Raw genomic sequence first — 22,098 nt, 5'->3', positions numbered from 1 at the left:
TTCCATGACCGTCGACCAACGCCAATGGGCCCGCGAGGCGATCCGCATCATCGAAGCGGATTTCCAGCGCAGCGCCGATACCCATTTGATCCCCCTGGAGACTCCCGGCCTGCCTGGCGTCGAACTGTACTTCAAGGACGAGTCCAGCCACCCCACCGGCAGCCTCAAGCATCGCCTGGCGCGCTCGCTGTTCCTCTATGCGCTGTGCAACGGCTGGCTCAGGCCGGCCGCGCCGGTGATCGAGGCATCGAGCGGTTCCACGGCGATTTCCGAAGCCTATTTCGCACGCCTGCTGGGCCTGCCCTTCATCGCCGTGATGCCGGCCAGCACCTCGAAGGAAAAGATCGCCCAGATCGCCTTCTACGGCGGCCAGAGCCACCTGGTGGAGGACCCCACCCAGATCTACGCCGAGTCCGAACGCCTGGCGCGGGAGAGCGGTGGCCATTTCATGGACCAGTTCACCTATGCCGAGCGCGCCACCGACTGGCGGGCGAACAACAACATCGCCGAATCAATCTTCCAGCAGATGCGCCACGAGCCGTACCCGACCCCGACCTGGCTGATCTCCAGCCCCGGTACCGGCGGCACCCTGGCGACCCTCGGCCGCTACGTGCGCTATCGCCAGCACTGCACCCGGGTACTCTGCGCCGACGCCGAGCGTTCGGTGTTCTTCGACGCCTATGTCAGCGGCGACCGTGGCCTGACCCTGGATTGCGGTTCGCGGATCGAGGGCATCGGCCGGCCGCGGGTCGAGGCGTCCTTCCTGCCGGAAGTGATCGACGCGATGGTCAAGGTGCCGGACGCCTGGTCGCTGGCGGCCATGCATTACCTGGCCCGACGCCTGGGGCGGCGGGTCGGCGGCTCCAGCGGAACCAACCTGATCGGCGCCCTGGTGGCCGCACGGCAAATGGTCGCGGCCGGCGAGAAGGGTTCGCTGGTGGCGATTCTCTGCGACGGCGGCGAACGCTATGCGACCACCTATTACGATCCGGTCTGGCTGGCCAGGCAGGGCTATGCGCTGGAGCCCCTGGTCGAGGCGCTGGCTGCCTGCATCGAGCGGGGCGTGGCGTTGCCCGACGGGCTGCTGGTGGCTGGACTTTGAAGGAATGGATATGCACCGTTTGCGAGCTGCCGAAACCGGCGATATCGAGGCCATGACCGACCTGTTGCTGCGCCACGGGCCGAATCCCTGGAACCATTTGCCGGAGGAGGGGGTGCGTGCGCATCTGCGAGCCATCGCCGACGGCGAGGTACGTGCCGTCCTGGCCGAGCGCGACGATCGGCTGCTGGGGTTCGCCAGCTTCCGTCGCACCGAGGATTTCGCCCATTACCAGCCGCAGCGTGCCGATGCGCCGCGGGCCTACATCTGCGAGGCGGTAGTGCATCCGGCGGCGGCCGGCCAGGGGCTCGGCAGCGCGTTGCTGGAGGCGGTGCTGGCCCAACTGGCCGACGAAGGCATCGAGGACGTCTATATCGATCGTCACGAAGAGAACCTGGCGTCGGCGGGAATGATGCGCAAGGCCGGCTTCGTCGAGCTGGAAACCTACGCCGATCCGGCGCGGCGACCGAACGGCTCGGGGCGCTCGACAGTGTGCCATCGCAATCTTTCCCTCCAGCGCAGAGCCGTGCGATGAGTTTCATCCGCCTCAAGGTGCGCGCCGCCTTCATGGTCCACGGCTACGACGCGGACAACCGGGAAATCGTCGAGCAGATCGGCGAGGAACGCTTCGTCGAGAAACTGCTGCGCATCGAACGGATCCAGTCGATCAGCGAGAAATACCTGCTGGTCAGCGCCTCCCACGGGCGCGTCGCCTACTGGGAATACGAGGGCGGCCTGACGGCGCTGCGGCGGCGCCTGGAGCAGGCCGGACTGCTCTTGTAGGGAAGGGCCGCCGCTGCGCGGCCCCTCGCTTCACTTGCCCAGTGCGCCCGGATAGGCGCAGCCGCGCAGCGTCTCGCCATCGATGCGCAGTTCGGCGGAGTAGCTGCTGAAGGCGCCGCTCATGCTGTCGGTGCAGGACGACGGGGCGATCCACAATTCGACCTTCTTGCCGTTCGCCTCGCTGGAATAGCTGGTGCTGCCGTTCGGCAGTTCCTCGGCGACGTAAGGCAAGGCCAGGGTCTCGTGTTCCGGGCGGTCCAGGCGCAGGCCCTGGTTGTTCACCCTGGCGCTCCAGAAGGGTTCGTTGCCGTTGGCGGCGAAGGTCAGCAGCTTGAAGTTCGGGTCGTCGCAGCCGGGGCCCTCGTTCTGCACGCGGTACAGTCGGCTGACCTCCAGCTTGCCGTCGGTACCGCGGACCTTGGCCGGTCCCATGGTGCCGCGCAGGTCGACGAACAGGCCCTGGGCGCCGTCGTCGAACAGGCTGTCGGCTTCGCGGCGCAGGCCGGTATTGGCCACGTCCTCGATGCTGAACAGGCGCTTCTCGGTACAGGGGCGGAATTGCAGCGCGCCGTTGATCTTCACCAGTTCGCCCTGGAAGCGGGTGTCTACACTGGTGCTCGGCGATTCGGGCTTCCACACCTGGCAGGCGGCGAACAAGGGGAGCAGGCTGTAGACCAGCAGACGGGCAGGGCGCATAGGGAAGACTCCATCGAAAATGCGCCCACGTTACCGAGCGTCCGGGCCTAGCTCAAGTCCGGATCGGACTTCATCGCAACCAGGGAGTCGATCGATGATCCAATGCAAGCGTGTATACGAACCGGCGTCGCCCGCCGATGGCCGGCGCGTACTGGTGGACCGGCTGTGGCCGCGCGGCATCCGCAAGGAGGCCCTGGCCATGGACGACTGGCTGAAGGACGTGGCGCCCTCCAACGAGGTGCGCAAGCAGTTCTGCCACGATCCGGCACTCTTCGACAGCTTCCGCGAACACTACCGCGCCGAGTTGCAGGCGCACCCGGAACATTGGTGGGGCCTGCTCGACAGCGCTCGGGAGGGCACCCTGACGCTGCTCTACGGCGCCCACGACCAGCAGCACAACAATGCCGTGGTGCTGGCCGAGTTCCTCGAGGAGGAGCTGGACCGCCAGCAGCCGGGCAGTTCGCCGACCTGCTACGCCGACCGCTTCTCCTGAGAAATATCGCTTACCAGATGCGGTACACCTGGCCGGTCTGCGCGCCTTCCACGCTGCGTGCGTAACCCAGCGCGGCGTCCGCCGCCGGAACCGGCTTGAAGCCACGGAAGTAGGGCGCGTAGCCGGGCAGCGCCTCGCTGACCACGGTCGGGCTGACGGCGTTGATGCGCAGGCCGCGCGGCAACTCCAGGGCTGCGCCGCGGACGAAGCCCTCGACGGCGCAGTTGACCATGCTCGCCGAACTGCCGAAGCGGATCGGCTGCTCGGCGAGCACGCCGCTGGTGAGGGTGAAGGAGCCCCCGTCGTTGGCGTACTCGCGGCCGAGCAGTACCAGGTTGACCTGGCCCATCAGCTTGTCGCGCAGGCCGAGCTGGTATTGCGCCTCGCCCATTTCCTCCAGGGCGCCGAAGTGCACCTTGCCGACCGCGGCGACCAGCGCGTCGAAGCGACCGGTTTTCTCGAACAGGGCGCGAATGGAGTCTGAGTCGCTGATGTCGACCTGGAAATCGCCGCTGCTGTGGCCTACCCGGACGATCTCGTGGCGCTCGCCGAGTTCTTTGTCGATACCCTTGCCAAGGGTGCCGCTGGCGCCGATCAGGATGATTTTCATACAGGCCTCTCGTTGAGTGAAGGTGAGTGGTTTCCAGTGTAGAGTCGCTTTTGCCATGGATAATCCTGTCAATCGACAACCTGCCGTTTTCATAGGGAAACAATCGTGAAGGACCTGGACGATCTCGCCGCCTTCGCCGTACTCCACGACCTGGGCAGTTTCACCCGCGCCGCCGAGCGTCTCGGTTGCAGCAAGGGCCAACTGTCGAAGCGCATTGGCGTCCTCGAGCAGAAGCTCGGCGTGACCCTCTTGCACCGCACCACCCGCCGTCTTTCGCTGACCGCCGCCGGCGCCGCGCTGCTGCCCGAGGCGCAGGCCTTGCTGGTGCAGGCCGAGCGCGCGCGGCAGGCGGTGGCGCGCTTGCAGGAGCGAGCGGAAGGACGGGTGCGGGTGACCCTCCCGGTCTCGCTGGGCGAGACCCTGTTCGATGCACTGCTGGAGGACTTCCAGGAACGCCATCCGCTGCTGCGCGTCGAGCTGGACCTGTACAACGGCCTGCGCGACCTGGTTGGTGAGGGCTTCGACCTGGCGATTCGCTCTGGGGTCGAGCAGGACGCCCGGCTGGTGGCGCGGCCGCTGTTCGTCCTGCAGGAAATCACCTGCGCCAGTCCCGCCTACCTGGCGCGACACGGCGAGCCGCAACGCCCGGCCGAGCTGGCCGAGCGCGAGTGCCTGCTGAACTCGCACTACAGCGGCCACGAGGAGTGGCTCTATCACCGCCACCATCGGCTGGAGCGGGTACGGGTTGCCGGCTTTCTCGCCAGCAACCACTACAGCCTGTTGAAGAAGGCCGCGCTGGCCGGCACCGGCATCGCCCGGCTGCCGTCATACATGGTCCACGACGAACTGGGCGACGGCCGCCTGGCCTGGTTGCTGCGCGACTACCAGACGCGCAGCACGCCGATGTTCCTCGTCCATCCGTTCCAGGGCGGCCTGCCGCGGCGCACCCAGGTACTCGCCGATTACCTGCTCGACTGGTTCGAGCGCAGCCGGCGACAATTGATCGGCCTGGAGGGTTGAACATTTCGCCGCGACGCGGCTCTATTGCACTCCGGGCCGCTTCCATGCGGCCTGAAGCTCATCGCGGGCACGTCGTTGCACAAGGAACGTGACGGAACGTGGCAGAATCCCGCACCGGACCGCTCGCGTGCGAGCGGACGCCATTCATCGAACGCTTGGATAGGGACATGCAAAGCAGCTTTCCGCAATCGAACACTCCCCAGATCCGTCGCGCTGGAGTCGACCTCAACGGCGTGATGTCGGTGCTCAGCAAGCACCTCTATTCCACGCCCACCGTGGCGTTGCGCGAGCTGGTGCAGAACGCCCACGACTCGATCCTCCGTCGCCGCCTGGAGCAGCCCGACTGGCAAGGGCCGTCGCGAATCGAGGTGATCGGCGACAGTGCCAGCAACACCGTGCGCATCGTCGACACCGGCGCCGGGCTCACCGAGCACGAAATCCACGCCTACCTGGCCACCGTCGGCGTCGGCTACACCCGCGGACTGCGCCAGTCCGGCCACGAGGACAGCGGGCTGATCGGCATGTTCGGCCTGGGCTTCCTCTCCGCTTTCGTCCTGGCCCGCCGGGTCAGCGTGCGGACCACGTCCTACCAGCAGCCGGAACTGGGCTTCTGCTACGTCTCCAGCAACGCCGAGCAATACAGCGTGACGCCGATGCCGGCGCGCCCGGTGGGTACCGAGATCACCCTCGAACTGCAGGACGAATACAGTGCGCTGACCCAGGCCGCGCGCCTGCGCGAGATCCTCGAACGCTACTGCGTGCTGCTGCGCGAGCCGATCCACGTCGGCGGCGACGCCCAGTCGATCAACCCGGAGCCGCCGCCGTGGCGGCTGGCCGCCGACGCCGCGCTGCACCCGCTGCAACGGCAGCGCCGCGACCTGGAGTTCGCCGCGCGTTTCGAGCACGACTTCGAGCCGATCTGCTGCCTGCCGGTGCGCCCGGACGAGCGGGTCGACGTGCAGGGCCTGCTGTGGATCCAGGACGGCGGCACCTATGGCACCAGCGACAACCGCAATCTCTCGGTATTCCTTCGCGGCATGCTGCTCGACGATGACGCCCGCGACCTGCTGCCGTCCTGGGCCGGGTTCGTCGGCGGGGTGATCGAGTCGAACCGCCTGACGCCCACCGCCAGCCGCGAGGACCTGCAGCGTGACGACCATTACGCGGCGATCCAGCATGCGCTGGCCGAGGCGCTGATCGCCGGGCTCGGCGAGGTGGCGCGGCAGCAGCCGGAGGCCTGGCGGCGGGTCCTGCTGCGGCACAACGAGGCCCTGCTGGGAGCGGCGTTGTGCGACGAGCGTCTGTTCGCGCTGATGATGGACAGCCTGCGCGTACCCACCTCCCAGGGCGACCTCCCGGCTTCCGAACTCCTTTCGCGCGGAGCGGTGCATGTGCTGCTGGACAACGACAGCGGCTTCGAGGAAATGCTGTTCCGTGCCATGGGCGTACCGGTGGCCCATGGCAATCGCTATGCGGTAGTACCCTTCCTCCGTCGCTGGGCGCAGGCCAAGGGGATGCGCCTGGTGGAGCTGGGCACCGAGCAGGGCAACCGCCAGTTGTTCCGCCTCGACCGACTGCCCGAGCGCGAGACCGGCTGGCTGGCCGAACACCTGGGCGGCGCCGAGGAGCAACTGGTGATCGCCCGCTTCAGCCCCGAGGAATTGCCGCTTGTGGTGGTGCCCGACCGCGACGCCGAACTCAAGCGGCGACTGGAGGACGACGAGGCCGACAAGCGTATTTCCACCGCGGCGTTGCGCCTGGCTCGGCAGTTCACCCGCAAGCTCGACAATCGCCAGCCGAGCCGGCTCTACGTCAACCTCGACAATCCGGCGGTGCAGGCGCTGCTCGCGGCCGTCGGCGAGGAACGCGACGAAGCGGCCCATGCGGCGTTGCTGCTGCGCTCGTTCAAAGTGATCATCGCCGGACAGGGACGCGGCCAGCCCGCGACCTCGCTGAACCAGGCCCTGGCCGGACTCGCCGATTCGGTGAAGCGCCTGCTGGGGCAATAAGAAAATTCGCAACACGCCTGATGGAGACTGAAGCATATGGATATCTGGAACTGGGTGGAGAAGCTCCGCGCCGACCTGCGTGAGGCCGGCCAGGAGCAGAGTGCGCGGCTGATCGACGAACTCACCGCGTACGTCTGCGACCTCGAGGTGGAGCGCGCCGAGGCGCTGTTGCCGGAGGTCAAGGCGCTGAGCCGGACGTTGAACAACCCGTGGCTGGAAATCTTCGTCCGCCACTGGGAAATGCGTAACCGGGTCGGCAACCAACTGGAGGGTGAGACCGCCCTGGCCGACGCCGTTTCCCTGTTCGAACTGGCCAACCGCGACGACACCCAGGCCTGCCCGCAGTCGGTCTGCGTGACCCAGGACCTGGCGTCGTGCTACGCCAACGTCGACGGCCCGGGCTGGGTGGAGGAACGCATCGAGGTGTGCGACGAGACCCTGGCGCGGATCGACCCGACCTGGGCCTGCTTCCACTGCCTGAGCAACGAGAAGGCCGAGGCGCTGCTCGACGACGGGCGCGGCGAAGACGCCCTGGCCTTCCTGGCCGAACAGGAGAAGAAGATCCTCGCCGCCGGCGAGGAGGTATTCGACAGCCTCCTGGAGATGCGCGTGGCGATCCTGCTGAACCTGGGGCGCGCGGAACAGGCGCTGGCCCTGATCGGCGAGATGGAGGAGAAGGTCGAGGGCGCGGAGTGGAACAACATCAGCCAGCCGCGGCGTCTGTACAAGGCCCACGGCCTGGCGTTGCTGGGGCGCGACGAGGAGGCCCTGGAGGCGCTGCTGCCGTTCTCCGAGATTGCCCCGCGCTATCGTACGATCTGGCTGCGCGCCGTCTACCTGCTGCTGCAACGGACCCCTGAGCGCAACACCTGGGACTTCGGCGGGCGCCTGCAGCAGATGCTCGAACACTACTCGCAGAAGGGCGCGCACCGGGTGGTCATCGATGTTGCCAGCCAGGCCATCCGCCTCGCGTTGCAACGCGGTTCGGTATGGAGCGCCAGGCGCCACCTGGCGCTGGCCGAACAGCATGCTCAACAGTTGCAGCGCGATCGGGGCGCCAGCCAGTTGCTCGCCGGGTTGAGGGAGGAGATCGATGCCGCGCCGCAGCAGCAGGAGCTGCCGGTGCCGGCTGCGGAGTTGCTCGACTGGCTGGCTGCGCAGGGCAGCGAAGACGCGCCGCGCAACCCGGAGAAAGAAGTGCAGTGGCTGCTCCAGGCGCTGGCCGAGCGGCCCGACGACACCGCCTTGCGCGAAGTGGCCGCCTCGGCGCTACAGGCCTGCTCCGCCGACGACGAGGCCATCGACCTGCTCTGGGAGTACGTCGAGCGCCACACTGACGAGGAGCAGCAACTGGCCTACTACCTGCTCAATGCCTTGCTGGCCCGCGGCGAGTACGACCAGGTCAAGCGCCTCGGCCGGCTCTACGCCGACAGCGTGCCGCTGATCGCGCTGTGGAGCGAAGTCAAGCTGGCCGAGAAACTCAACGACTGGCCGGAGCTGGAGCGCGCCTGCCAATCGGTGCTGGAAATTTCTCCCGGCTCGCTGGGAGCCCACAGCCTGCTGGGTAAGGCGCTGATGGAGCAGGATCGCTTCGCCGAGGCGGCGCTGGCCTACCAGCGTCTGGCCGGCAAGCTGGAGGAGCCGCAGTCGGTGCAGTGGGACCAGATGACCGCCGCCAGCGCCGCGCGCGACTGGACGATGCTGCGCGAGGTCGCTGCCGGCATGGGCATGGAGTTCGCCGCCGGCGACGGACCGATCGAGGAAGACTGGGGCTGGGTGATCGTCCGCTACATCGAGGATGGCGAAGCGCTCGACTACTACGCCCGGCGCACCGGCCCGGTGACCGCGCGGGTCCTCGAGAACGCGCCGGGCAACCGCAGCCAGCGGGTCGGGGACTGGGTGGTGTTCGACGCCGGCCTGATCTATCCGGCTCCGGAAGACGAGGAGGAACGCAAGCGTTTCGTTCCCACCTATGCGGTGGTGCACGTCCTCGAGAGCGGTGGTTACTCGCCGAGCTGGCTGGTGGACGGCGTCTATCCGGGCGACGAGGCCTTCGACGCCTTCCGCGAAACGCTCGACGCGCGCGGCTGGAAGGTCTGGGTGCACAGCAACCGCGACTACCAGGTCACCGATGCCAGCAGCGGCGAGGAACTGCGGGCGATCTACTTCACCGTCGCGACACCCGCGCAGCAGGCGCCGCGCGACCTGCACCAGGCGTTGCAGGAGGCCACCGGGCAATGGCCGCACCGCATGTGCTGGCTGCGCCTGGCGGAAGCGGCGGAGGTCGACACCCAGCCGCACCTGGACGCTATCGAGCGCTACGGCCTGTAGCCGGTACGCCTCGGCATAAAAAAACGGCCCGTGAGGGCCGTTTTTTTATGCGCTGAAGTCTCCGGCGGGACGGTGCTCAGCCGCCGAGGTAGGCGTCGCGCACCTTCGGGTTGGTCAGCAGGGCGGCGCCGGTGTCGTGCATGACGATCCGGCCGTTCTCCAGCACGTAGGCGCGATCGGCGAGCTTCAACGCCTGGTTGGCGTTCTGCTCGACGAGGAACACGGTGACGCCTTCGCGACGCAGCTGCTCGATGATCTCGAAGATCTGCTGGATGATGATCGGCGCCAGGCCGAGCGAAGGTTCGTCCAACAGCAACAGCTTTGGCTTGCTCATCAGCGCGCGGCCGATGGCGAGCATCTGCTGTTCGCCGCCGGACATGGTCCCGGCGCGCTGTTCGTAGCGTTCCTTCAGGCGCGGGAAGAGTTCCAGCACCTTGTCCATCTGCACCTGGTAGTCGTCCTTGTCGGTGAAGAAGCCGCCCATCGCCAGGTTTTCTTCCACCGTCAGGCGGGAGAAGACCCGGCGGCCTTCCGGGACCACCGCGATGCTCTTGCGCATGATGGTGGAGGAGGGCAGGCCGACCAGTTCCTCGCCTTCGTAGCGGATGCTGCCGCTGGCCGCCTGCGGCGAGCCGCAGAGCGTCATCAGCAGGGTCGACTTGCCGGCGCCGTTGGCGCCGATCAGGGTGACGATCTCGCCCTTCTTCACTTCCACGCTGACGTCGTGCAGCGCCTGGATCTTGCCGTAGTAGGTGGAAACCTTGTCGAAACTCAGCATGCTCACGCTTCCCCCAGATAAGCCTTGATCACGTCCGGGTTGTCGCGGATCTGCTCCGGCGTCCCGTCGGCCAGGGGGGCGCCCTGGTTGATCACCACGATATGGTCGGAAATGCTCATCACCAGCTTCATGTCGTGCTCGATCAGCAATACCGTCACGTTGTGCTCGCTGCGCAGCTTGGCGATCAGCGCCTTGAGGTCGTCGGTCTCCTTCGGGTTGAGGCCGGCGGCCGGCTCGTCGAGCATGAGGATCCGCGGGCGGGTCATCATGCAGCGGGCAATCTCCAGGCGTCGCTGCTGGCCGTAGGCGAGGGTGCCGGCGCTGCGGTTGGCGAACTCGGTAAGGTTGACTTCCTCCAGCCAGTGCGCGGCGTACTCCATGGCCTCGCGCTCGCTGCGGCGGAATGCCGGGGTCTTGAACAGGCCGGCGAGGAAGTTGGTGTTGAGGTGGCGGTGCTGGGCGACCAGCAGGTTCTCCACCGCGGTCATTTCCTTGAACAGGCGGACGTTCTGGAAGGTCCGCACCACGCCCTTGCGAGCGATCTTGTGACCGGGCAGGCCCTGGATCTCCTCGCCGTCGAGGCGGATCAGGCCGCCGGTGGGCTGGTAGAAGCCGGTCAGGCAGTTGAACACGGTGGTCTTGCCGGCGCCGTTCGGGCCGATCATCGAGACCACCTGCTTTTCCTCGACCTTCAGGTTGACGCCGTTGACGGCCAGCAGGCCGCCGAAGCGCATGGTCAGGCCGCTCACTTCGAGAATCGGTCGGCTCATGGCTTCAGCTCCAGGTGCGGGCGTTGCATCGGCAGCAGTCCCTGGGGACGCCAGATCATCATCACGATCATGGTCAGGCCGAAGATCAGCATGCGGTATTCGTTGAACCCGCGCATTTCCTGGAGCAGCACCATCACCACCGCGGCGAGTATCACGCCGAGCTGCGAACCCATGCCGCCGAGCACGACGATCGCAAGGATCATCGCCGACTCGATGAAGGTGAAGGACTCAGGCGTCACCAGGCCCTGGCGGGCGGCGAAGAAGCTGCCGGCGAAACCGGCGAAGCTGGCGCCGATGGTGAAGGCGGAGAGCTTGACGATGGTCGGGTTGAGACCGAGAGCGCGGCAGGCCACTTCGTCCTCGCGCAGCGCTTCCCAGGCGCGACCGATCGGCATGCGCATCAGCCGGTTGATCACGAACAGGGCCAGCAGCACCAGCAGCAGGGCCACCACGTAGAGCAGGATGACCTTGTAGTTGGTGTTGTAGGCGATGCCGAAGAACTCGTGGAAGGTCTGCATGCCTTCCGGCGCGCGGCGTTCGAAGGTCAGGCCGAACAGGGTCGGCTTGGGGATCGAGCCGATGCCGTTGGGGCCGCCGGTGATCTCGGTCATGTTGCGCAGCAGGATGCGGATGATCTCGCCGAAGCCGAGGGTCACGATCGCCAGGTAGTCGCCGCGCAGGCGCAGCACCGGGAAGCCGAGGAGGAAGCCGAACAGCGCGGCCATCATCCCGGCGATCGGCAGGGCGGTCCAGAAGCCGAACCCGGCGTACTCGGCGAGCAGCGCGTAGGTGTAGGCACCTACCGCGTAGAAGCCGACGTAGCCGAGATCGAGCAGGCCGGCCAGGCCGACCACGATGTTCAGGCCGATGCCGAGCATCACGTAGATCAGGATCAGGGTGGCGATGTCCACCGCCCCGCGCGAGGCGAAGAACGGCCAGACGAAAGCCACCACGACCAGGGCGAGGACCGCCCAGCGCTGGGTCGATGGCAGGCTGAGGAAGTTCTTCAGGCCGCTGCCGTTGACCTTGTAGCCGACGCCGCGACCCAGCTTGAGCGGGATGCGGTCGCGGAACAGCTGCCAGACGAACATGGCCAGGGCGGCCGCGGCGATGGTCCAGAGGGTCTGCGCATCGGCGCCGAGGACCTCGAGCTTGATGCCGACGGTGCGCAGCTTCAGGCCTAGGATCGGATAGGACACCAGGATCACGAGGAGGGCGCTGAACAGCGCGCGCTTGAGGGACTGGCTCATACTTTTTCCACCTCCGGACGACCGAGGATGCCGGTAGGTCGGAACAGCAGCACCAGGATCAGCAGGCCGAAGGCCACCACGTCCTTGTACTGGTCGCCGAACACGTCGGCGCCGAAGGCTTCGGCGACGCCCAGCAGCAGGCCGCCGAGCATGGCGCCGGGGATGCTGCCGATGCCGCCGAGCACCGCGGCGGTGAACGCCTTGATCCCGGCGAGGAAGCCGATCCCGGGGTTGATCACGCCGTACTGCATGCCCAGCAGCACCGCGGCGACGGCGGCCAGGGCGGCGCCGATGACGAAGGTGAGGGCGATGATGTTGTTGCTGTTGATACCCAGCAGGTTGGTCATCTTCAGGTCCTCGGCGCAGGCGCGGCAGGCGCGGCCCAGGCGGGAGCGGGAGATGAACAGGGTGAGGCCGAACATCACCAGGAAGGTGACGACGAAGATCAGGATCTGCATATAGGAGATCACCACGCCGTTCATGCTGCTTTCGCCGAACACGAAGTTGCCGGGCAGCAGGGTCGGGATGGCCTTTTCCTTGGAGTCCTGCGAGAGCATCACGGCGTTCTGCAGGAAGATCGACATGCCGATCGCGGAGATCAGCGGGATCAGGCGGTTGCCGCCGCGCAACGGGCGGTAGGCGACCCGCTCGATGCTGTAGCCGAAGGCACTGGTGACGATGATGCTGGCGGCGAATGCGGCGAGCATCATCAGCGGAACGCTGTCCAGCCCCATCATCGCCAGCAGGGTGATGGCGATGAAGGCGATGTACGAGCCGATCATGTACACCTCGCCGTGGGCGAAGTTGATCATGCCGATGATGCCGTAGACCATGGTGTAGCCGATCGCGATCAGCGCATAGGTGCTGCCGACGGTCAGGCCGTTAACCAATTGTTGTAGGTAATGATAAATCTCGGGCATGGGACTCTCTCGCTAAACGCCCGCCGTTGTACGGCAGGTAGACGTTCGGCTCGCGGGTGTGGGGCCGGAACGCTGCTGAGACCCGTCACGATCCGGCGCGCGGCGGGCCGGCGGGAGGCAGGGGAAAGCCGCGCTCCCGTCCACCAGGAGTGAACGCTGCCGGTCTTCGCCTGCCCTTGCCGGGCCGCCGCTCGCGGAATCATGCGGGTACTAAAACAAAGCCCACGGTGGGTGACGTGGGCTCCGTACTGCAACGATGCTTACTTGACCTCGGTCCGGGTGGCGTCCTTGTGCCACTCGTAGACGGTGAAGTCGAAGTTCTTCAGGTCGCCCTTCTCGTCGAACCCGAGGTTCCCGGTGGGAGTCTCGAAGGTGTTGGCGCGCAGGGCCTCGGCGACCTTCTCCGGATCGGCCTCGCCGGCTTTCTCGATGCCCTTGGCGATCACTGTGACCGCGGAGTAGGCGGGCAGGACGAAGATGCCGCTCGGATCCTGGTTCTTCGCCTTGAAGGCGTCGATCAGGGCCTTGTTCTTCGGATCCTGCTCGAAGGCGCGCGGCAGGGTCGCCAGCATGCCTTCCGAAGCGTCGCCGGCGATCGCGGTGATTTCGCTGTTGCCGACCCCTTCCGGGCCCATGAAGCGCGCGTCCAGCCCGGCCTGCTTGGCCTGGCGCAGCAGCAGGCCCATTTCTGGGTGGTAGCCGCCGAAGTAGACGAACTGCACGCCGGCTTTCTTCAGCTTGCTGATCAGCGCGTTGAAGTCCTTGTCGCCGGCGTTCAGGCCTTCGAAGACGGCAACCTTGATGCCGGCGTCTTCCACGGTCTTCTTCACCTCGGTGGCGATGCCTTCGCCGTACTGCTGCTTGTCGTGCAGTACCGCGATGGTCTTGTCCTTGTAGCGTTCGGCGATGAACTTGCCGGCCACCGGGCCCTGCATGTTGTCCAGGCCGATCGTGCGGAAGATCAGCTTGTAGCCGCGCGAGGTGATTTCCGGGGCGGTGGCCGACGGGGTGATCATCAGCACGCCTTCGTCTTCGTAGATGTCGGTGGCGGGTTGGGTGGAGCTGGAGCAGACATGGCCGACCACGAACTTGACGCCGTCGTTGACCACCTTGTTGGCGACCGCCACGGCCTGCTTGGGATCGCAGGCGTCGTCGTAGATCACGCCTTCGAGTTGCGCGCCGTTCACGCCGCCTGCCTTGTTGATCTGTTCGATTGCCATCAGCGCACCGGCGCGCTGCATGTCGCCGTACTGGGCTACCGGACCGGTGACCGGGCCAGCCAGGGCGATCTTGATGGTGTCGGCGGCCATGGAGTAGCTGGCGAACCCGGCAATGGCCATCGCGGCGAACAGGCGGGATAGACGCTGAGTACCCTTCTTCATAGTGCTCCACTCTTCTTGTGTGTTGTCATTGTTGTAGTCTCGCGGCCGCGGGGGCCGGAGGAGACCGGGTGATCGTCATGGACGGACCCCGGGAACTGTACCGGTACAGTGTAGAGCGGCGCTTCGTCGCTTGAAAAGCACGGCACGGCGAGCTCCCGTGAGTCGTGTCGCCTGGTTGACATAAACGTATAGAAAAACGGCGCGGACCTGCCTCACCTCCCTGGGCCCGGTTTCCCTTCGGCTGTCGTGGGCTACCGGCGGGCGTTATCATGGCGCCCATGCAATCCAGGTAGATCCCATGACAGAACAAACTAGCACCCTCTATGCCAAGCTGCTCGGCGAGACCGCGGTCATTTCCTGGGCCGAGCTGCAACCGTTTTTCGCCCGTGGCGCCTTGCTCCAGGTCGATGCCGCGCTGGACCTGGTGGAAGTCGCCGAGGCCCTGGCCGGGGACGACCGCGAGAAGGTCGCCGCCTGGCTTTCCGGCGGCGGCCTGAGCAAGGTCGGGGAGGATGCGGCCAAGGACTTCCTCGAACGCGACCCGACCCTCTGGGCGGTGGTGGTGGCGCCCTGGGTGGTCATTCAGGAACGCGCGGGAAAAGCGACGTTGCACTGATCCAGGGCGGTTTTCTTTCGCTCGACCCTGGCTAGACTGATTCCGATTCCCACCAGGAGATTCGTCATGTTCGAACCAGGCCACCTCCATCTGGTCAGCCTGCCCGGCCTCGACCAGCAGGACATCAATATCCATATCCGCTACGAGGTGCGGCAGAACGCCGAATCCGGCGCCTATGTGCACTTCGACATGGACGGCGAGATCGACGGCAAGCCGTTCAGCGACTCCTTCGAGCTGCCGCGCGATACCGCCTTCAACTTCGCCAGCGATGCCACGCGGGTCGCCCAGAAGCACGGCCTGCACCCGAAGTTCGGCGCGATCACCCGGGTGCACAAGGAATACGATGCGATGTTCGAGGACATTCGCGCCAAGCTGCATGCCCATCCCGGCGAACCGGTGGATCTCGAGCGGATCATTCGCCACGAGTGAGCCGTGTCCCCGGCGGCCGGAAGCATGGGAAAGGCCCGATATCGACGATATCGGGCCTTTTTTCGTTTGCCGGAGAAGCCGTTCCAGGGGCTTGCCACCCTTGCCGGCAAGCGGAAGCGGCTTGCCGCTTGCCGCTTCCGGGTTACCCTTAAATAAACTCAAGTTATTGAATATAAAGGTTTTTAATAATTTGGCACGGGCCTTGCTGAAGTGTTGGCGACGAAAGCCACACCGGCAAACAGGTTCGCAGCCATGAGCATCAGTTTCGACAGAGCACTCGGTATCCACCAGCAGGCCCTCAGCTTCCGCGCCCAGCGCGCCGAAGTGCTGGCCAACAACCTGGCCAACGCCGATACCCCGAACTACAAGGCTCGCGACCTGGACTTCGCCGCGGTTCTCGCCGAGCAGAAGGACAAGGCCGCCAAGGGTACCTTCGCCACCCGCACCACCAACGAGCGGCATATCGCCGCCGAAGGTTTCGGCATGGGCGAGGGCAGCCTGCAGTACCGCATCCCGGTCCAGCCGTCGATCGACCAGAACACTGTCGACGCCCAGATCGAGCAGGCCAACTACGCCGAGAACGCCATGCACTTCCAGGCGTCCTTCACCTTCCTCAACAGCAAATTCAAAGGGCTGGTCAGCGCCCTGCGTGGAGAGTAACCGCCATGTCCCTCGCCAGTGTCTTCAACATTGCCGGTAGCGGCATGAGCGCCCAGAGCACCCGCCTGAACACCGTGGCCAGCAACATCGCCAACGCCGAGACGGTTTCCTCCAGCGTCGACAAGACCTACCGCGCCCGCCATCCGGTGTTCTCCACCATGTTCCAGCAGGCCCAGGGCGACAGCGGCTCGCTGTTCGCCGACCAGGACAGCTCCGGCGCCGGCGTGCAGGTGCTGGGCATCGTCGAGGACCAGAGTTCGCTGATGCCGCGCTACGAGCCGAACCATCCGGCCGCGGATGCCAACGGCTACGTGTATTACCCCAATGTGAACGTGGTCGAGGAAATGGCCGACATGATTTCCGCCAGCCGTGCCTTCCAGACCAACGCGGAAATGATGAATACCGCCAAACAGATGATGCAGAAGGTCCTGACCCTGGGTCAGTGAGCGGAGTAGAGCATGAGCATCGATAACGTCAGCGGCACCAGCAGCAACACCGGCAACGTCAACGGCAGCAAGCGCGCCGCCGGCAGCGGCGCCACCGAGACCGGGCAGAGCGTCAAGGGCAGCAGCAACCTTGGCAAGGACGAATTCCTCAAGCTGCTGGTGGCCCAGTTGAAGAACCAGGACCCGATGTCGCCGCAGCAGAACGGCGAGTTCATCGCCCAACTGGCCCAGTTCAGCACCGTGGAAGGCGTGCAGTCGCTGAACAAGAGCATGGAGAGCATTCTCTCCAACTACCAGTCGTCGCAGGCCCTGCAAGCCTCGTCGCTGGTGGGGCGCAAGGTCATCGTGGCGACCGACAAGTCGGTGGTGGACACCAAGGACACCTTCAAGGCGTCCCTCAACCTGCCGGTCTCCAGCAGCAACGTATGGGTCAACGTCTACGACGACAAGGGCACCGTGGTCAATCGCATCAACCTCGGCCAGCAGGCTGCCGGCAGCGTCAGCTTCATGTGGGACGGCAAGGACAGCAGCGGCAACATCATGCCGCCGGGCACCTACAAGTTCGAGGCGCAGACCTCGATCGACGGCAAGACCTACGGGCTCCAGACCTACCTGCCGGCCAACGTCGACAGCGTCACCCTGGGGCAGAACGGCGGCGAGCTGATGCTCAACCTCGCAGGCCTGGGCAGCATCGCGCTGTCCAAAGTACAGATCATCGGCCAGTAAGCCGGCGTTTCCGGCAAGGAGCTATCCATGAGTTTCAACATCGGCCTGAGCGGCATCCAGGCGGCCTCCAGCGGCCTGAACGTCACCGGCAACAACATCGCCAACGCCGGCACCGTAGGCTTCAAGCAATCCCGCGCGGAGTTCGCCGACGTCTACGCCGCCTCGGTGCTGGGTTCGGGCAGCAACCCGCAGGGCAGCGGCGTGCTGCTCTCGGACGTCTCGCAGATGTTCAAGCAGGGCAACATCGACTCGACCAACAGCGTGCTGGACCTGGCCATCAACGGCAACGGCTTCTTCGTCACCAGCAACAACGGGGCGATCAGCTACACCCGCGCCGGCTACTTCAATACCGACAAGCAGGATTTCATCGTCGACAACAACGGCTACCGCCTGCAGGGCTATGCCGTCGGGCCGAACGGCCAGTTGCAGAACGGCGTGGTCACCGACCTCAAGGTCGAGCGCGCCAATCAGGCGCCGCAGGCCACCTCGAGCATCCAGCAGTCGTACAACCTCAACTCGACGCTGAAGCCGCCGACCGTGACGCCGTTCGATCCGTCCGACGCCGCTACCTACAACTCGTCCTCTTCGCTGGGCATCTATGACAGCCAGGGCAACTCCCACACCATGAGCCAGTTCTTCATCAAGAACGAGCCGGACCCGAATGCGACCCCGCCGATTCCGGAGAACAGCTGGACCATGAAAGTGCTGATCGACGGCGTCAATCCGCTCGATCCGTCGAACAAGACGCCGATGAGCTTCAACGTCACCTTCGACGCCAGCGGCCAGATGACCTCGGTTCGGGCGCCGGACGGCAGCACCAGCGGGCCGGGCTTCAGCATCGACGCGACCACCAACGTGATCCAGTTCAGTCCGGCCACTGGCAATCCGCCGACTCCCGGCACCGGCTGGATTCCGGCGGCCTCGGACGGCAAGACCCCGCCGACCTACGCCTGGAACGGCGCGACCGGTGCCGCCAGCGGCATCTCCTTCGACATGCGCAAGACCACCCAGTACTCCACCGCGTTCGCCCAGAGCAACCCGATCCAGGACGGCTACACCACCGGTCAGTTGGCAGGCCTGGAAATCGACGACACCGGGGTGATCTTCGCCCGCTACACCAACGGCCAGTCCAAGGTGCAGGGCCAGGTGGTGCTGGCCAACTTCGCCAACATCCAGGGCCTGACGCCGATCGGCAAGACCTCCTGGGTGCAGTCCTCGGAGTCCGGCGAGCCGGCGGTCGGCGCGCCGCGCTCGGGCACCCTGGGGGCGTTGCAATCCGGCGCGCTGGAAGCGTCCAACGTGGACATCTCCAACGAACTGGTGAACCTCATCGTCCACCAGCGCAACTACCAGGCCAATGCCAAGACCATCCAGACCGAGGATGCGGTGACCCAGACCATCATCAACCTGCGCTGATGACGGCGTGCCGGTGCCGTCCGGGCACCGGCAAGGCCCTTGCCGCCAGCGGCAACCCCTGGCCAGGGGTTGCCCCCGAAGCCTCCGAAAGGAGGCTTTCTGTTTTATAAAATCCTTTTAAATCAATGTATTAATTGTTTTTTCGAATTCTGGCACGGCGCTTGCTGGATAACCTGCAAGAAAGCCCGGCGGATTGTGCCGGTGCCTGGAGGATTCGATGGACAAGATGCTGTACGTCTCCATGAGCGGGGCCAGCCAGAACACCCTGGCGATGCGTGCTCATGCCAACAACCTGGCGAACATCTCGACCAGCGGCTTTCGTCGCGACTTCGAGCAGGCGCGTTCGATGCAGGTGTTCGGCGACAGCTTCCCGGCGCGGGTATTCGCCATGAGCGAGCGGCCCGGTACCGATTTCAGCCATGGCAGCCTCCAGGAAACCGGCAACGAGCTGGACATCGCCATCGACGGCGACGGCTTCGTCGCGGTCCAGGCGCCGGATGGCAGCGAGGCCTACGTGCGTACCGCCGGCATGCATATCGACGCCCTCGGCATGCTGCGCACCGGCGACGGCTTGCCGGTGCTCGGCAACGGTGGGCCGATCGCCGTGCCGCCGGAGGAAAAGGTGGAGATCGGCCAGGACGGCACCATCAGCATCCGCGCCCTTGGCGAGAACCCCAACGTGGTCGCCGTGGTGGACCGGATCAAACTGGTCAACCCGAACCTGAAGCAGATGGAGAAGGGTACCGACGGCCTGCTGCACTACAAGCCGCAGCCGGGCGAGCAGGCGCCGCTGGCCGACGCCAACGTGAAGGTGGTCTCCGGTTTCCTGGAAAGCAGCAACGTGAACGCGGTGGAAGAGATGACCGCGATCCTCTCGCTGTCCCGTCAATTCGAGCTGCACGTGAAGATGATGCGCACCGCCGAGGACGATTCGGCGGCCATGGCGCGGGTTTTGCAAATCAGCTAATCACTTGAGCGTGGTGCCATAAAACCGGCACCCGAGGAGCACGACGATGTTATCGGCACTGTGGGTCAGCAAGACCGGTCTGTCCGCCCAGGACATGAACCTGACCACCATTTCCAACAACCTGGCCAACGTATCCACCACCGGCTTCAAGCGCGACCGCGCGGAGTTCCAGGACCTGCTGTACCAGATCCGGCGCCAGCCGGGCGGCCAGTCGACCCAGGACAGCGAGCTGCCTTCGGGCCTGCAACTGGGTACCGGTGTGCGCGTCGTCGGCACCCAGAAGATATTCACCCCGGGCAGCCTGCAGACCACCGAGCAGCCGCTGGACATGGCGGTCAACGGGCGCGGCTTCTTCCAGGTCCTGCTGCCGGACGGCACCGTGTCCTACACCCGCGACGGCAGCTTCCACCTGAACTCCGACGGGCAGATCGTCACCTCCAACGGCTTCGCCCTGGAGCCAGCGATCGTGGTGCCCAACGAGACCCAGACCTTCACCGTCGGCCAGGACGGCACCGTCTCGGTGACCACCACCGGCAACGCCCAGCCGCAGGTGATCGGCAACATCCAGACCGCCGACTTCATCAACCCGGCCGGCCTGCAGGCCATCGGCAACAACCTGTTCCTGGAAACCGGCTCCAGCGGCGCGCCCCAGGTCGGTACGCCGGGTCTCAACGGCCTCGGCACGGTTGCCCAGAACACCCTGGAAAACTCCAACGTCAACGTGGTCGAGGAACTGGTGAACATGATCACCACCCAGCGCGCCTACGAGATGAACTCCAAGGTCATCTCCACCGCCGACCAGATGTTGTCCTTCGTCACCCAGAATCTTTGACGGGCCCTGACCGGGCCCTGGCTGTACGCCGCGAGGTAGCTTGATATGAACCGGCTGATGATCGTCTCCCTGCTTGGCATCGCCACCGCCCTGGGCGGTTGCGTCAATCCACCGCCGAAGCCGAACGATCCGTACTACGCGCCGGTGCTGCCGCGCACCCCGCTGCCCGCCGCGCAGAACAACGGCGCGATCTACCAGGCCGGTTTCGAGCAGAACCTCTACGACGACCGCAAGGCCTTCCGCGTGGGCGACATCATCACCATCACCCTCAACGAGAAGACCCAGGCGAGCAAGAAAGCCAACTCCGATATCCAGAAGGACAGCAAGACCAAGATGGGGCTGACCTCGCTGTTCGGCAGCGGCATGACCACCAACAACCCGATCGGCGGCGGCGACCTCAGCCTCAGCGCCGAATACGGCGGCTCGCGCGACGCCAAGGGCGATAGCCAGGCGGGGCAGAGCAACAGCCTGACCGGCTCGATCACCGTGACCGTGGCCGAGGTGCTGCCCAACGGCATCCTCTCCGTGCGCGGCGAGAAGTGGATGACCCTGAACACCGGCAACGAGCTGGTGCGCATCGCCGGCCTGGTCCGCGCCGACGATATCGCCACCGACAACACCGTGTCCTCGACCCGCGTGGCCGACGCCCGGATCACCTATTCCGGCACTGGCGCCTTCGCCGATGCCAGTCAGCCGGGCTGGCTGGACCGCTTCTTCCTCAGCCCGCTGTGGCCGTTCTGAGGACGCCCGCGATGACCAAGTTCAAGCACCTGCTGGCCCTCGCCGCGCTGCTCCTGGCCGCCGGCGCGGCCCAGGCCGAGCGGTTGAAGGATATCGCCAGCATCCAGGGCGTGCGGACCAACCAGTTGATCGGCTATGGCCTGGTGGTCGGCCTGAGCGGCAGCGGCGACCAGACCACGCAGACGCCGTTCACCCTGCAGACCTTCAACAACATGCTGGCGCAGTTCGGCATCAAGGTGCCGGCCAACGTCGGCAACGTGCAGTTGAAGAACGTCGCCGCGGTATCGGTGCATGCCGACCTGCCGCCGTTCGCCAAGCCGGGCCAGCCGATCGACGTCACCGTGTCGTCCATCGGCAACGCCAAGAGCCTGCGCGGCGGCAGCCTGCTGATGACTCCGCTGAAAGGTATCGACGGCCAGGTCTACGCGGTCGCCCAGGGCAACCTGGTGGTCGGCGGCTTCGACGCCGAAGGCCGCGACGGCTCGAAGATCACCGTCAACGTACCGTCCGCCGGACGTATCCCGGCCGGCGCCACCGTCGAACGCGCGGTGCCGAGCGGCTTCGACCAGGGCAACAGCCTGACGCTGAACCTCAACCGCCCGGACTTCACCACTGCCAAGCGCATCGTCGACCGCATCAACGAACTGCTCGGTCCGGGCGTCGCCCATGCGGTGGACGGCGGCTCGGTGCGGGTCAGCGCGCCGCTCGACCCGAACCAGCGGGTCGACTACCTGTCGATCCTGGAGAACCTCGACGTGCAGCCGGGCGAGGCGGTGGCCAAGGTCATCATCAATTCGCGCACCGGCACCATCGTCATCGGCCAGAACGTCAAGGTATCGCCGGCCGCCGTCACCCACGGCAGCCTGACCGTGAGCATCACCGAAGACCCGATCGTCAGCCAGCCCGGTGCCTTCTCCAACGGCCAGACCGCGGTGGTGCCGCGCTCGCGGGTGAACGCCGAGGAGGAGACCAAGCCGATGTTCAAGTTCGGTCCCGGCACCACCCTGGACGACATCGTCCGCGCGGTGAACCAGGTCGGCGCCGCGCCGAGCGACCTGATGGCGATCCTCGAAGCCCTGAAGCAGGCCGGCGCGTTGCAGGCCGACTTGATCGTGATCTGAGGA

General features: G+C 65.8%; 24 protein-coding genes. 17 read left to right on the top strand and 7 right to left on the bottom strand.

The window, feature by feature from the left end:
* Positions 1 to 4: 4 nt before the first annotated feature.
* Genes LJF27_RS09025 through LJF27_RS09015 form a run of 3 tightly spaced genes read left to right on the top strand, consistent with a single transcriptional unit; the run spans position 5 to position 1,882 of the window.
* Positions 5 to 1,102 carry a PLP-dependent cysteine synthase family protein gene (locus LJF27_RS09025; protein ID WP_003123175.1) on the top strand — a complete coding sequence of 366 codons (1,098 nt, stop codon included), beginning with the start codon at positions 5 to 7 and terminating at the stop codon, positions 1,100 to 1,102.
* 10 nt (positions 1,103 to 1,112) lie between these two features.
* Entirely contained in the window at positions 1,113 to 1,634 is a 522-nt protein-coding gene (locus LJF27_RS09020; protein WP_003082093.1) for a GNAT family N-acetyltransferase, read from the top strand.
* On the top strand, positions 1,631 to 1,882 hold the full coding sequence (locus LJF27_RS09015) for a hypothetical protein (RefSeq protein ID WP_003082096.1): 252 nt from the start codon (positions 1,631 to 1,633) through the stop codon (positions 1,880 to 1,882). The genes LJF27_RS09020 and LJF27_RS09015 overlap by 4 nt, the downstream gene beginning before the upstream one ends.
* Positions 1,883 to 1,912: 30 nt before the next feature.
* Here the strand turns inward: LJF27_RS09015 and LJF27_RS09010 are convergent, their stop codons facing one another.
* On the bottom strand, positions 1,913 to 2,578 hold the full coding sequence (locus tag LJF27_RS09010; RefSeq protein ID WP_003082099.1) for a COG3650 family protein: 666 nt from the start codon (positions 2,576 to 2,578) through the stop codon (positions 1,913 to 1,915).
* 94 nt (positions 2,579 to 2,672) lie between these two features.
* Between LJF27_RS09010 and LJF27_RS09005 the strand changes: the two genes are divergently transcribed.
* Positions 2,673 to 3,071 (top strand): DUF488 domain-containing protein, encoded by a 399-nt coding sequence (locus LJF27_RS09005; protein WP_003449021.1) that lies wholly within the window; start codon positions 2,673 to 2,675, stop codon positions 3,069 to 3,071.
* A gap of 10 nt (positions 3,072 to 3,081) precedes the next feature.
* Here the strand turns inward: LJF27_RS09005 and LJF27_RS09000 are convergent, their stop codons facing one another.
* The gene (locus LJF27_RS09000) at positions 3,082 to 3,681 is read right to left on the bottom strand and encodes a short chain dehydrogenase (RefSeq protein WP_003112511.1); all 600 of its coding nucleotides are present in this window, start codon (positions 3,679 to 3,681) and stop codon (positions 3,082 to 3,084) included.
* A gap of 105 nt (positions 3,682 to 3,786) precedes the next feature.
* Between LJF27_RS09000 and LJF27_RS08995 the strand changes: the two genes are divergently transcribed.
* The 3 genes from LJF27_RS08995 (at position 3,787) to LJF27_RS08985 (ending at position 9,041) form a co-directional block, all read left to right on the top strand.
* Positions 3,787 to 4,701, top strand: coding sequence for a LysR family transcriptional regulator (locus tag LJF27_RS08995; protein ID WP_003082110.1), 915 nt, complete (start codon positions 3,787 to 3,789; stop codon positions 4,699 to 4,701).
* 98 nt (positions 4,702 to 4,799) lie between these two features.
* A complete protein-coding gene (locus LJF27_RS08990) occupies positions 4,800 to 6,710 on the top strand; it encodes an ATP-binding protein (protein ID WP_003082113.1) in 1,911 nt (636 codons plus the stop codon).
* A 36-nt stretch (positions 6,711 to 6,746) separates the two neighbouring features.
* A complete protein-coding gene (locus LJF27_RS08985; RefSeq protein WP_003082116.1) occupies positions 6,747 to 9,041 on the top strand; it encodes a hypothetical protein in 2,295 nt (764 codons plus the stop codon).
* A gap of 76 nt (positions 9,042 to 9,117) precedes the next feature.
* Here LJF27_RS08985 and LJF27_RS08980 read toward each other — a convergent pair whose 3' ends face one another.
* From LJF27_RS08980 to LJF27_RS08960, 5 genes are all read right to left on the bottom strand, one after another.
* A complete protein-coding gene (locus tag LJF27_RS08980; protein WP_003086389.1) occupies positions 9,118 to 9,819 on the bottom strand; it encodes an ABC transporter ATP-binding protein in 702 nt (233 codons plus the stop codon).
* Between the two features lie 2 nt (positions 9,820 to 9,821).
* The gene (gene livG, locus LJF27_RS08975; RefSeq protein ID WP_003082125.1) at positions 9,822 to 10,589 is read right to left on the bottom strand and encodes a high-affinity branched-chain amino acid ABC transporter ATP-binding protein LivG; all 768 of its coding nucleotides are present in this window, start codon (positions 10,587 to 10,589) and stop codon (positions 9,822 to 9,824) included.
* Positions 10,586 to 11,839 carry a high-affinity branched-chain amino acid ABC transporter permease LivM gene (locus tag LJF27_RS08970; RefSeq protein WP_003082131.1) on the bottom strand — a complete coding sequence of 418 codons (1,254 nt, stop codon included), beginning with the start codon at positions 11,837 to 11,839 and terminating at the stop codon, positions 10,586 to 10,588. Before LJF27_RS08970 ends, livG begins: the two co-directional genes overlap by 4 nt.
* A complete protein-coding gene (gene livH, locus LJF27_RS08965; protein ID WP_003086391.1) occupies positions 11,836 to 12,759 on the bottom strand; it encodes a high-affinity branched-chain amino acid ABC transporter permease LivH in 924 nt (307 codons plus the stop codon). The genes LJF27_RS08970 and livH overlap by 4 nt, the downstream gene beginning before the upstream one ends.
* Positions 12,760 to 13,019: 260 nt before the next feature.
* Complete coding sequence (locus LJF27_RS08960; RefSeq protein ID WP_003082136.1) at positions 13,020 to 14,141, bottom strand: branched-chain amino acid ABC transporter substrate-binding protein; 1,122 nt, start codon at positions 14,139 to 14,141, stop codon at positions 13,020 to 13,022.
* A gap of 298 nt (positions 14,142 to 14,439) precedes the next feature.
* On the opposite strand from LJF27_RS08960, the gene LJF27_RS08955 reads away from it, so the two are divergent.
* The 10 genes from LJF27_RS08955 (at position 14,440) to LJF27_RS08910 (ending at position 22,095) form a co-directional block, all read left to right on the top strand.
* Positions 14,440 to 14,757, top strand: coding sequence for a DUF2288 domain-containing protein (locus tag LJF27_RS08955; RefSeq protein WP_003082138.1), 318 nt, complete (start codon positions 14,440 to 14,442; stop codon positions 14,755 to 14,757).
* Positions 14,758 to 14,823: 66 nt separating this feature from the next.
* A complete protein-coding gene (locus LJF27_RS08950) occupies positions 14,824 to 15,186 on the top strand; it encodes a DUF5064 family protein (RefSeq protein ID WP_003082140.1) in 363 nt (120 codons plus the stop codon).
* Positions 15,187 to 15,438: 252 nt separating this feature from the next.
* Positions 15,439 to 15,846 (top strand): flagellar basal body rod protein FlgB, encoded by a 408-nt coding sequence (flgB, locus tag LJF27_RS08945; protein ID WP_003082144.1) that lies wholly within the window; start codon positions 15,439 to 15,441, stop codon positions 15,844 to 15,846.
* Between the two features lie 5 nt (positions 15,847 to 15,851).
* Positions 15,852 to 16,292 (top strand): flagellar basal body rod protein FlgC, encoded by a 441-nt coding sequence (gene flgC / locus LJF27_RS08940; RefSeq protein WP_003082150.1) that lies wholly within the window; start codon positions 15,852 to 15,854, stop codon positions 16,290 to 16,292.
* Positions 16,293 to 16,304: 12 nt separating this feature from the next.
* A complete protein-coding gene (gene flgD, locus LJF27_RS08935) occupies positions 16,305 to 17,018 on the top strand; it encodes a flagellar hook assembly protein FlgD (RefSeq protein WP_003082153.1) in 714 nt (237 codons plus the stop codon).
* Positions 17,019 to 17,045: 27 nt separating this feature from the next.
* Positions 17,046 to 18,434, top strand: a complete 1,389-nt coding sequence (gene flgE, locus LJF27_RS08930; protein ID WP_003082154.1) for a flagellar hook protein FlgE — start codon at positions 17,046 to 17,048, stop codon at positions 18,432 to 18,434.
* Positions 18,435 to 18,651: 217 nt separating this feature from the next.
* Complete coding sequence (flgF, locus tag LJF27_RS08925) at positions 18,652 to 19,401, top strand: flagellar basal-body rod protein FlgF (RefSeq protein ID WP_003082159.1); 750 nt, start codon at positions 18,652 to 18,654, stop codon at positions 19,399 to 19,401.
* A gap of 46 nt (positions 19,402 to 19,447) precedes the next feature.
* Positions 19,448 to 20,233, top strand: a complete 786-nt coding sequence (gene flgG, locus LJF27_RS08920) for a flagellar basal-body rod protein FlgG (protein WP_003082164.1) — start codon at positions 19,448 to 19,450, stop codon at positions 20,231 to 20,233.
* 45 nt (positions 20,234 to 20,278) lie between these two features.
* Positions 20,279 to 20,974: a flagellar basal body L-ring protein FlgH gene (flgH, locus tag LJF27_RS08915; RefSeq protein WP_003082166.1), complete on the top strand. Its 696-nt coding sequence runs from the start codon at positions 20,279 to 20,281 to the stop codon at positions 20,972 to 20,974.
* A gap of 11 nt (positions 20,975 to 20,985) precedes the next feature.
* On the top strand, positions 20,986 to 22,095 hold the full coding sequence (locus LJF27_RS08910) for a flagellar basal body P-ring protein FlgI (RefSeq protein WP_003082169.1): 1,110 nt from the start codon (positions 20,986 to 20,988) through the stop codon (positions 22,093 to 22,095).
* Positions 22,096 to 22,098 lie beyond the last annotated feature (3 nt).

This window comes from Pseudomonas sp. 203-8, assembly GCF_020708595.1.
In the GTDB taxonomy this organism is placed as follows: Bacteria; Pseudomonadota; Gammaproteobacteria; order Pseudomonadales; family Pseudomonadaceae; genus Pseudomonas; species Pseudomonas aeruginosa.
Note: the sequence above shows the minus strand (reverse complement) of the source record. Positions and strands in the feature narration are given on the sequence as shown.

What these genes read in the sequence shown, in the direction of transcription:
- flgF (WP_003082159.1), top strand. Translation starts at nt 18,652, where the DNA reads ATGGACAAGATGCTGTACGTCTCCATGAGCGGGGCCAGCCAGAACACC.
- LJF27_RS08910 (WP_003082169.1), top strand. Translation starts at nt 20,986, where the DNA reads ATGACCAAGTTCAAGCACCTGCTGGCCCTCGCCGCGCTGCTCCTGGCC.
- LJF27_RS08960 (WP_003082136.1), bottom strand. Translation starts at nt 14,141, where the DNA reads ATGAAGAAGGGTACTCAGCGTCTATCCCGCCTGTTCGCCGCGATGGCC.
- LJF27_RS08985 (WP_003082116.1), top strand. Translation starts at nt 6,747, where the DNA reads ATGGATATCTGGAACTGGGTGGAGAAGCTCCGCGCCGACCTGCGTGAG.
- flgH (WP_003082166.1), top strand. Translation starts at nt 20,279, where the DNA reads ATGAACCGGCTGATGATCGTCTCCCTGCTTGGCATCGCCACCGCCCTG.
- LJF27_RS08980 (WP_003086389.1), bottom strand. Translation starts at nt 9,819, where the DNA reads ATGCTGAGTTTCGACAAGGTTTCCACCTACTACGGCAAGATCCAGGCG.
- LJF27_RS08950 (WP_003082140.1), top strand. Translation starts at nt 14,824, where the DNA reads ATGTTCGAACCAGGCCACCTCCATCTGGTCAGCCTGCCCGGCCTCGAC.
- LJF27_RS09000 (WP_003112511.1), bottom strand. Translation starts at nt 3,681, where the DNA reads ATGAAAATCATCCTGATCGGCGCCAGCGGCACCCTTGGCAAGGGTATC.
- flgE (WP_003082154.1), top strand. Translation starts at nt 17,046, where the DNA reads ATGAGTTTCAACATCGGCCTGAGCGGCATCCAGGCGGCCTCCAGCGGC.
- LJF27_RS08970 (WP_003082131.1), bottom strand. Translation starts at nt 11,839, where the DNA reads ATGAGCCAGTCCCTCAAGCGCGCGCTGTTCAGCGCCCTCCTCGTGATC.
- LJF27_RS09005 (WP_003449021.1), top strand. Translation starts at nt 2,673, where the DNA reads ATGATCCAATGCAAGCGTGTATACGAACCGGCGTCGCCCGCCGATGGC.
- flgB (WP_003082144.1), top strand. Translation starts at nt 15,439, where the DNA reads ATGAGCATCAGTTTCGACAGAGCACTCGGTATCCACCAGCAGGCCCTC.
- livG (WP_003082125.1), bottom strand. Translation starts at nt 10,589, where the DNA reads ATGAGCCGACCGATTCTCGAAGTGAGCGGCCTGACCATGCGCTTCGGC.
- LJF27_RS09020 (WP_003082093.1), top strand. Translation starts at nt 1,113, where the DNA reads ATGCACCGTTTGCGAGCTGCCGAAACCGGCGATATCGAGGCCATGACC.
- flgD (WP_003082153.1), top strand. Translation starts at nt 16,305, where the DNA reads ATGAGCATCGATAACGTCAGCGGCACCAGCAGCAACACCGGCAACGTC.
- flgC (WP_003082150.1), top strand. Translation starts at nt 15,852, where the DNA reads ATGTCCCTCGCCAGTGTCTTCAACATTGCCGGTAGCGGCATGAGCGCC.
- LJF27_RS09010 (WP_003082099.1), bottom strand. Translation starts at nt 2,578, where the DNA reads ATGCGCCCTGCCCGTCTGCTGGTCTACAGCCTGCTCCCCTTGTTCGCC.
- flgG (WP_003082164.1), top strand. Translation starts at nt 19,448, where the DNA reads ATGTTATCGGCACTGTGGGTCAGCAAGACCGGTCTGTCCGCCCAGGAC.
- livH (WP_003086391.1), bottom strand. Translation starts at nt 12,759, where the DNA reads ATGCCCGAGATTTATCATTACCTACAACAATTGGTTAACGGCCTGACC.
- LJF27_RS08955 (WP_003082138.1), top strand. Translation starts at nt 14,440, where the DNA reads ATGACAGAACAAACTAGCACCCTCTATGCCAAGCTGCTCGGCGAGACC.
- LJF27_RS09025 (WP_003123175.1), top strand. Translation starts at nt 5, where the DNA reads ATGACCGTCGACCAACGCCAATGGGCCCGCGAGGCGATCCGCATCATC.
- LJF27_RS09015 (WP_003082096.1), top strand. Translation starts at nt 1,631, where the DNA reads ATGAGTTTCATCCGCCTCAAGGTGCGCGCCGCCTTCATGGTCCACGGC.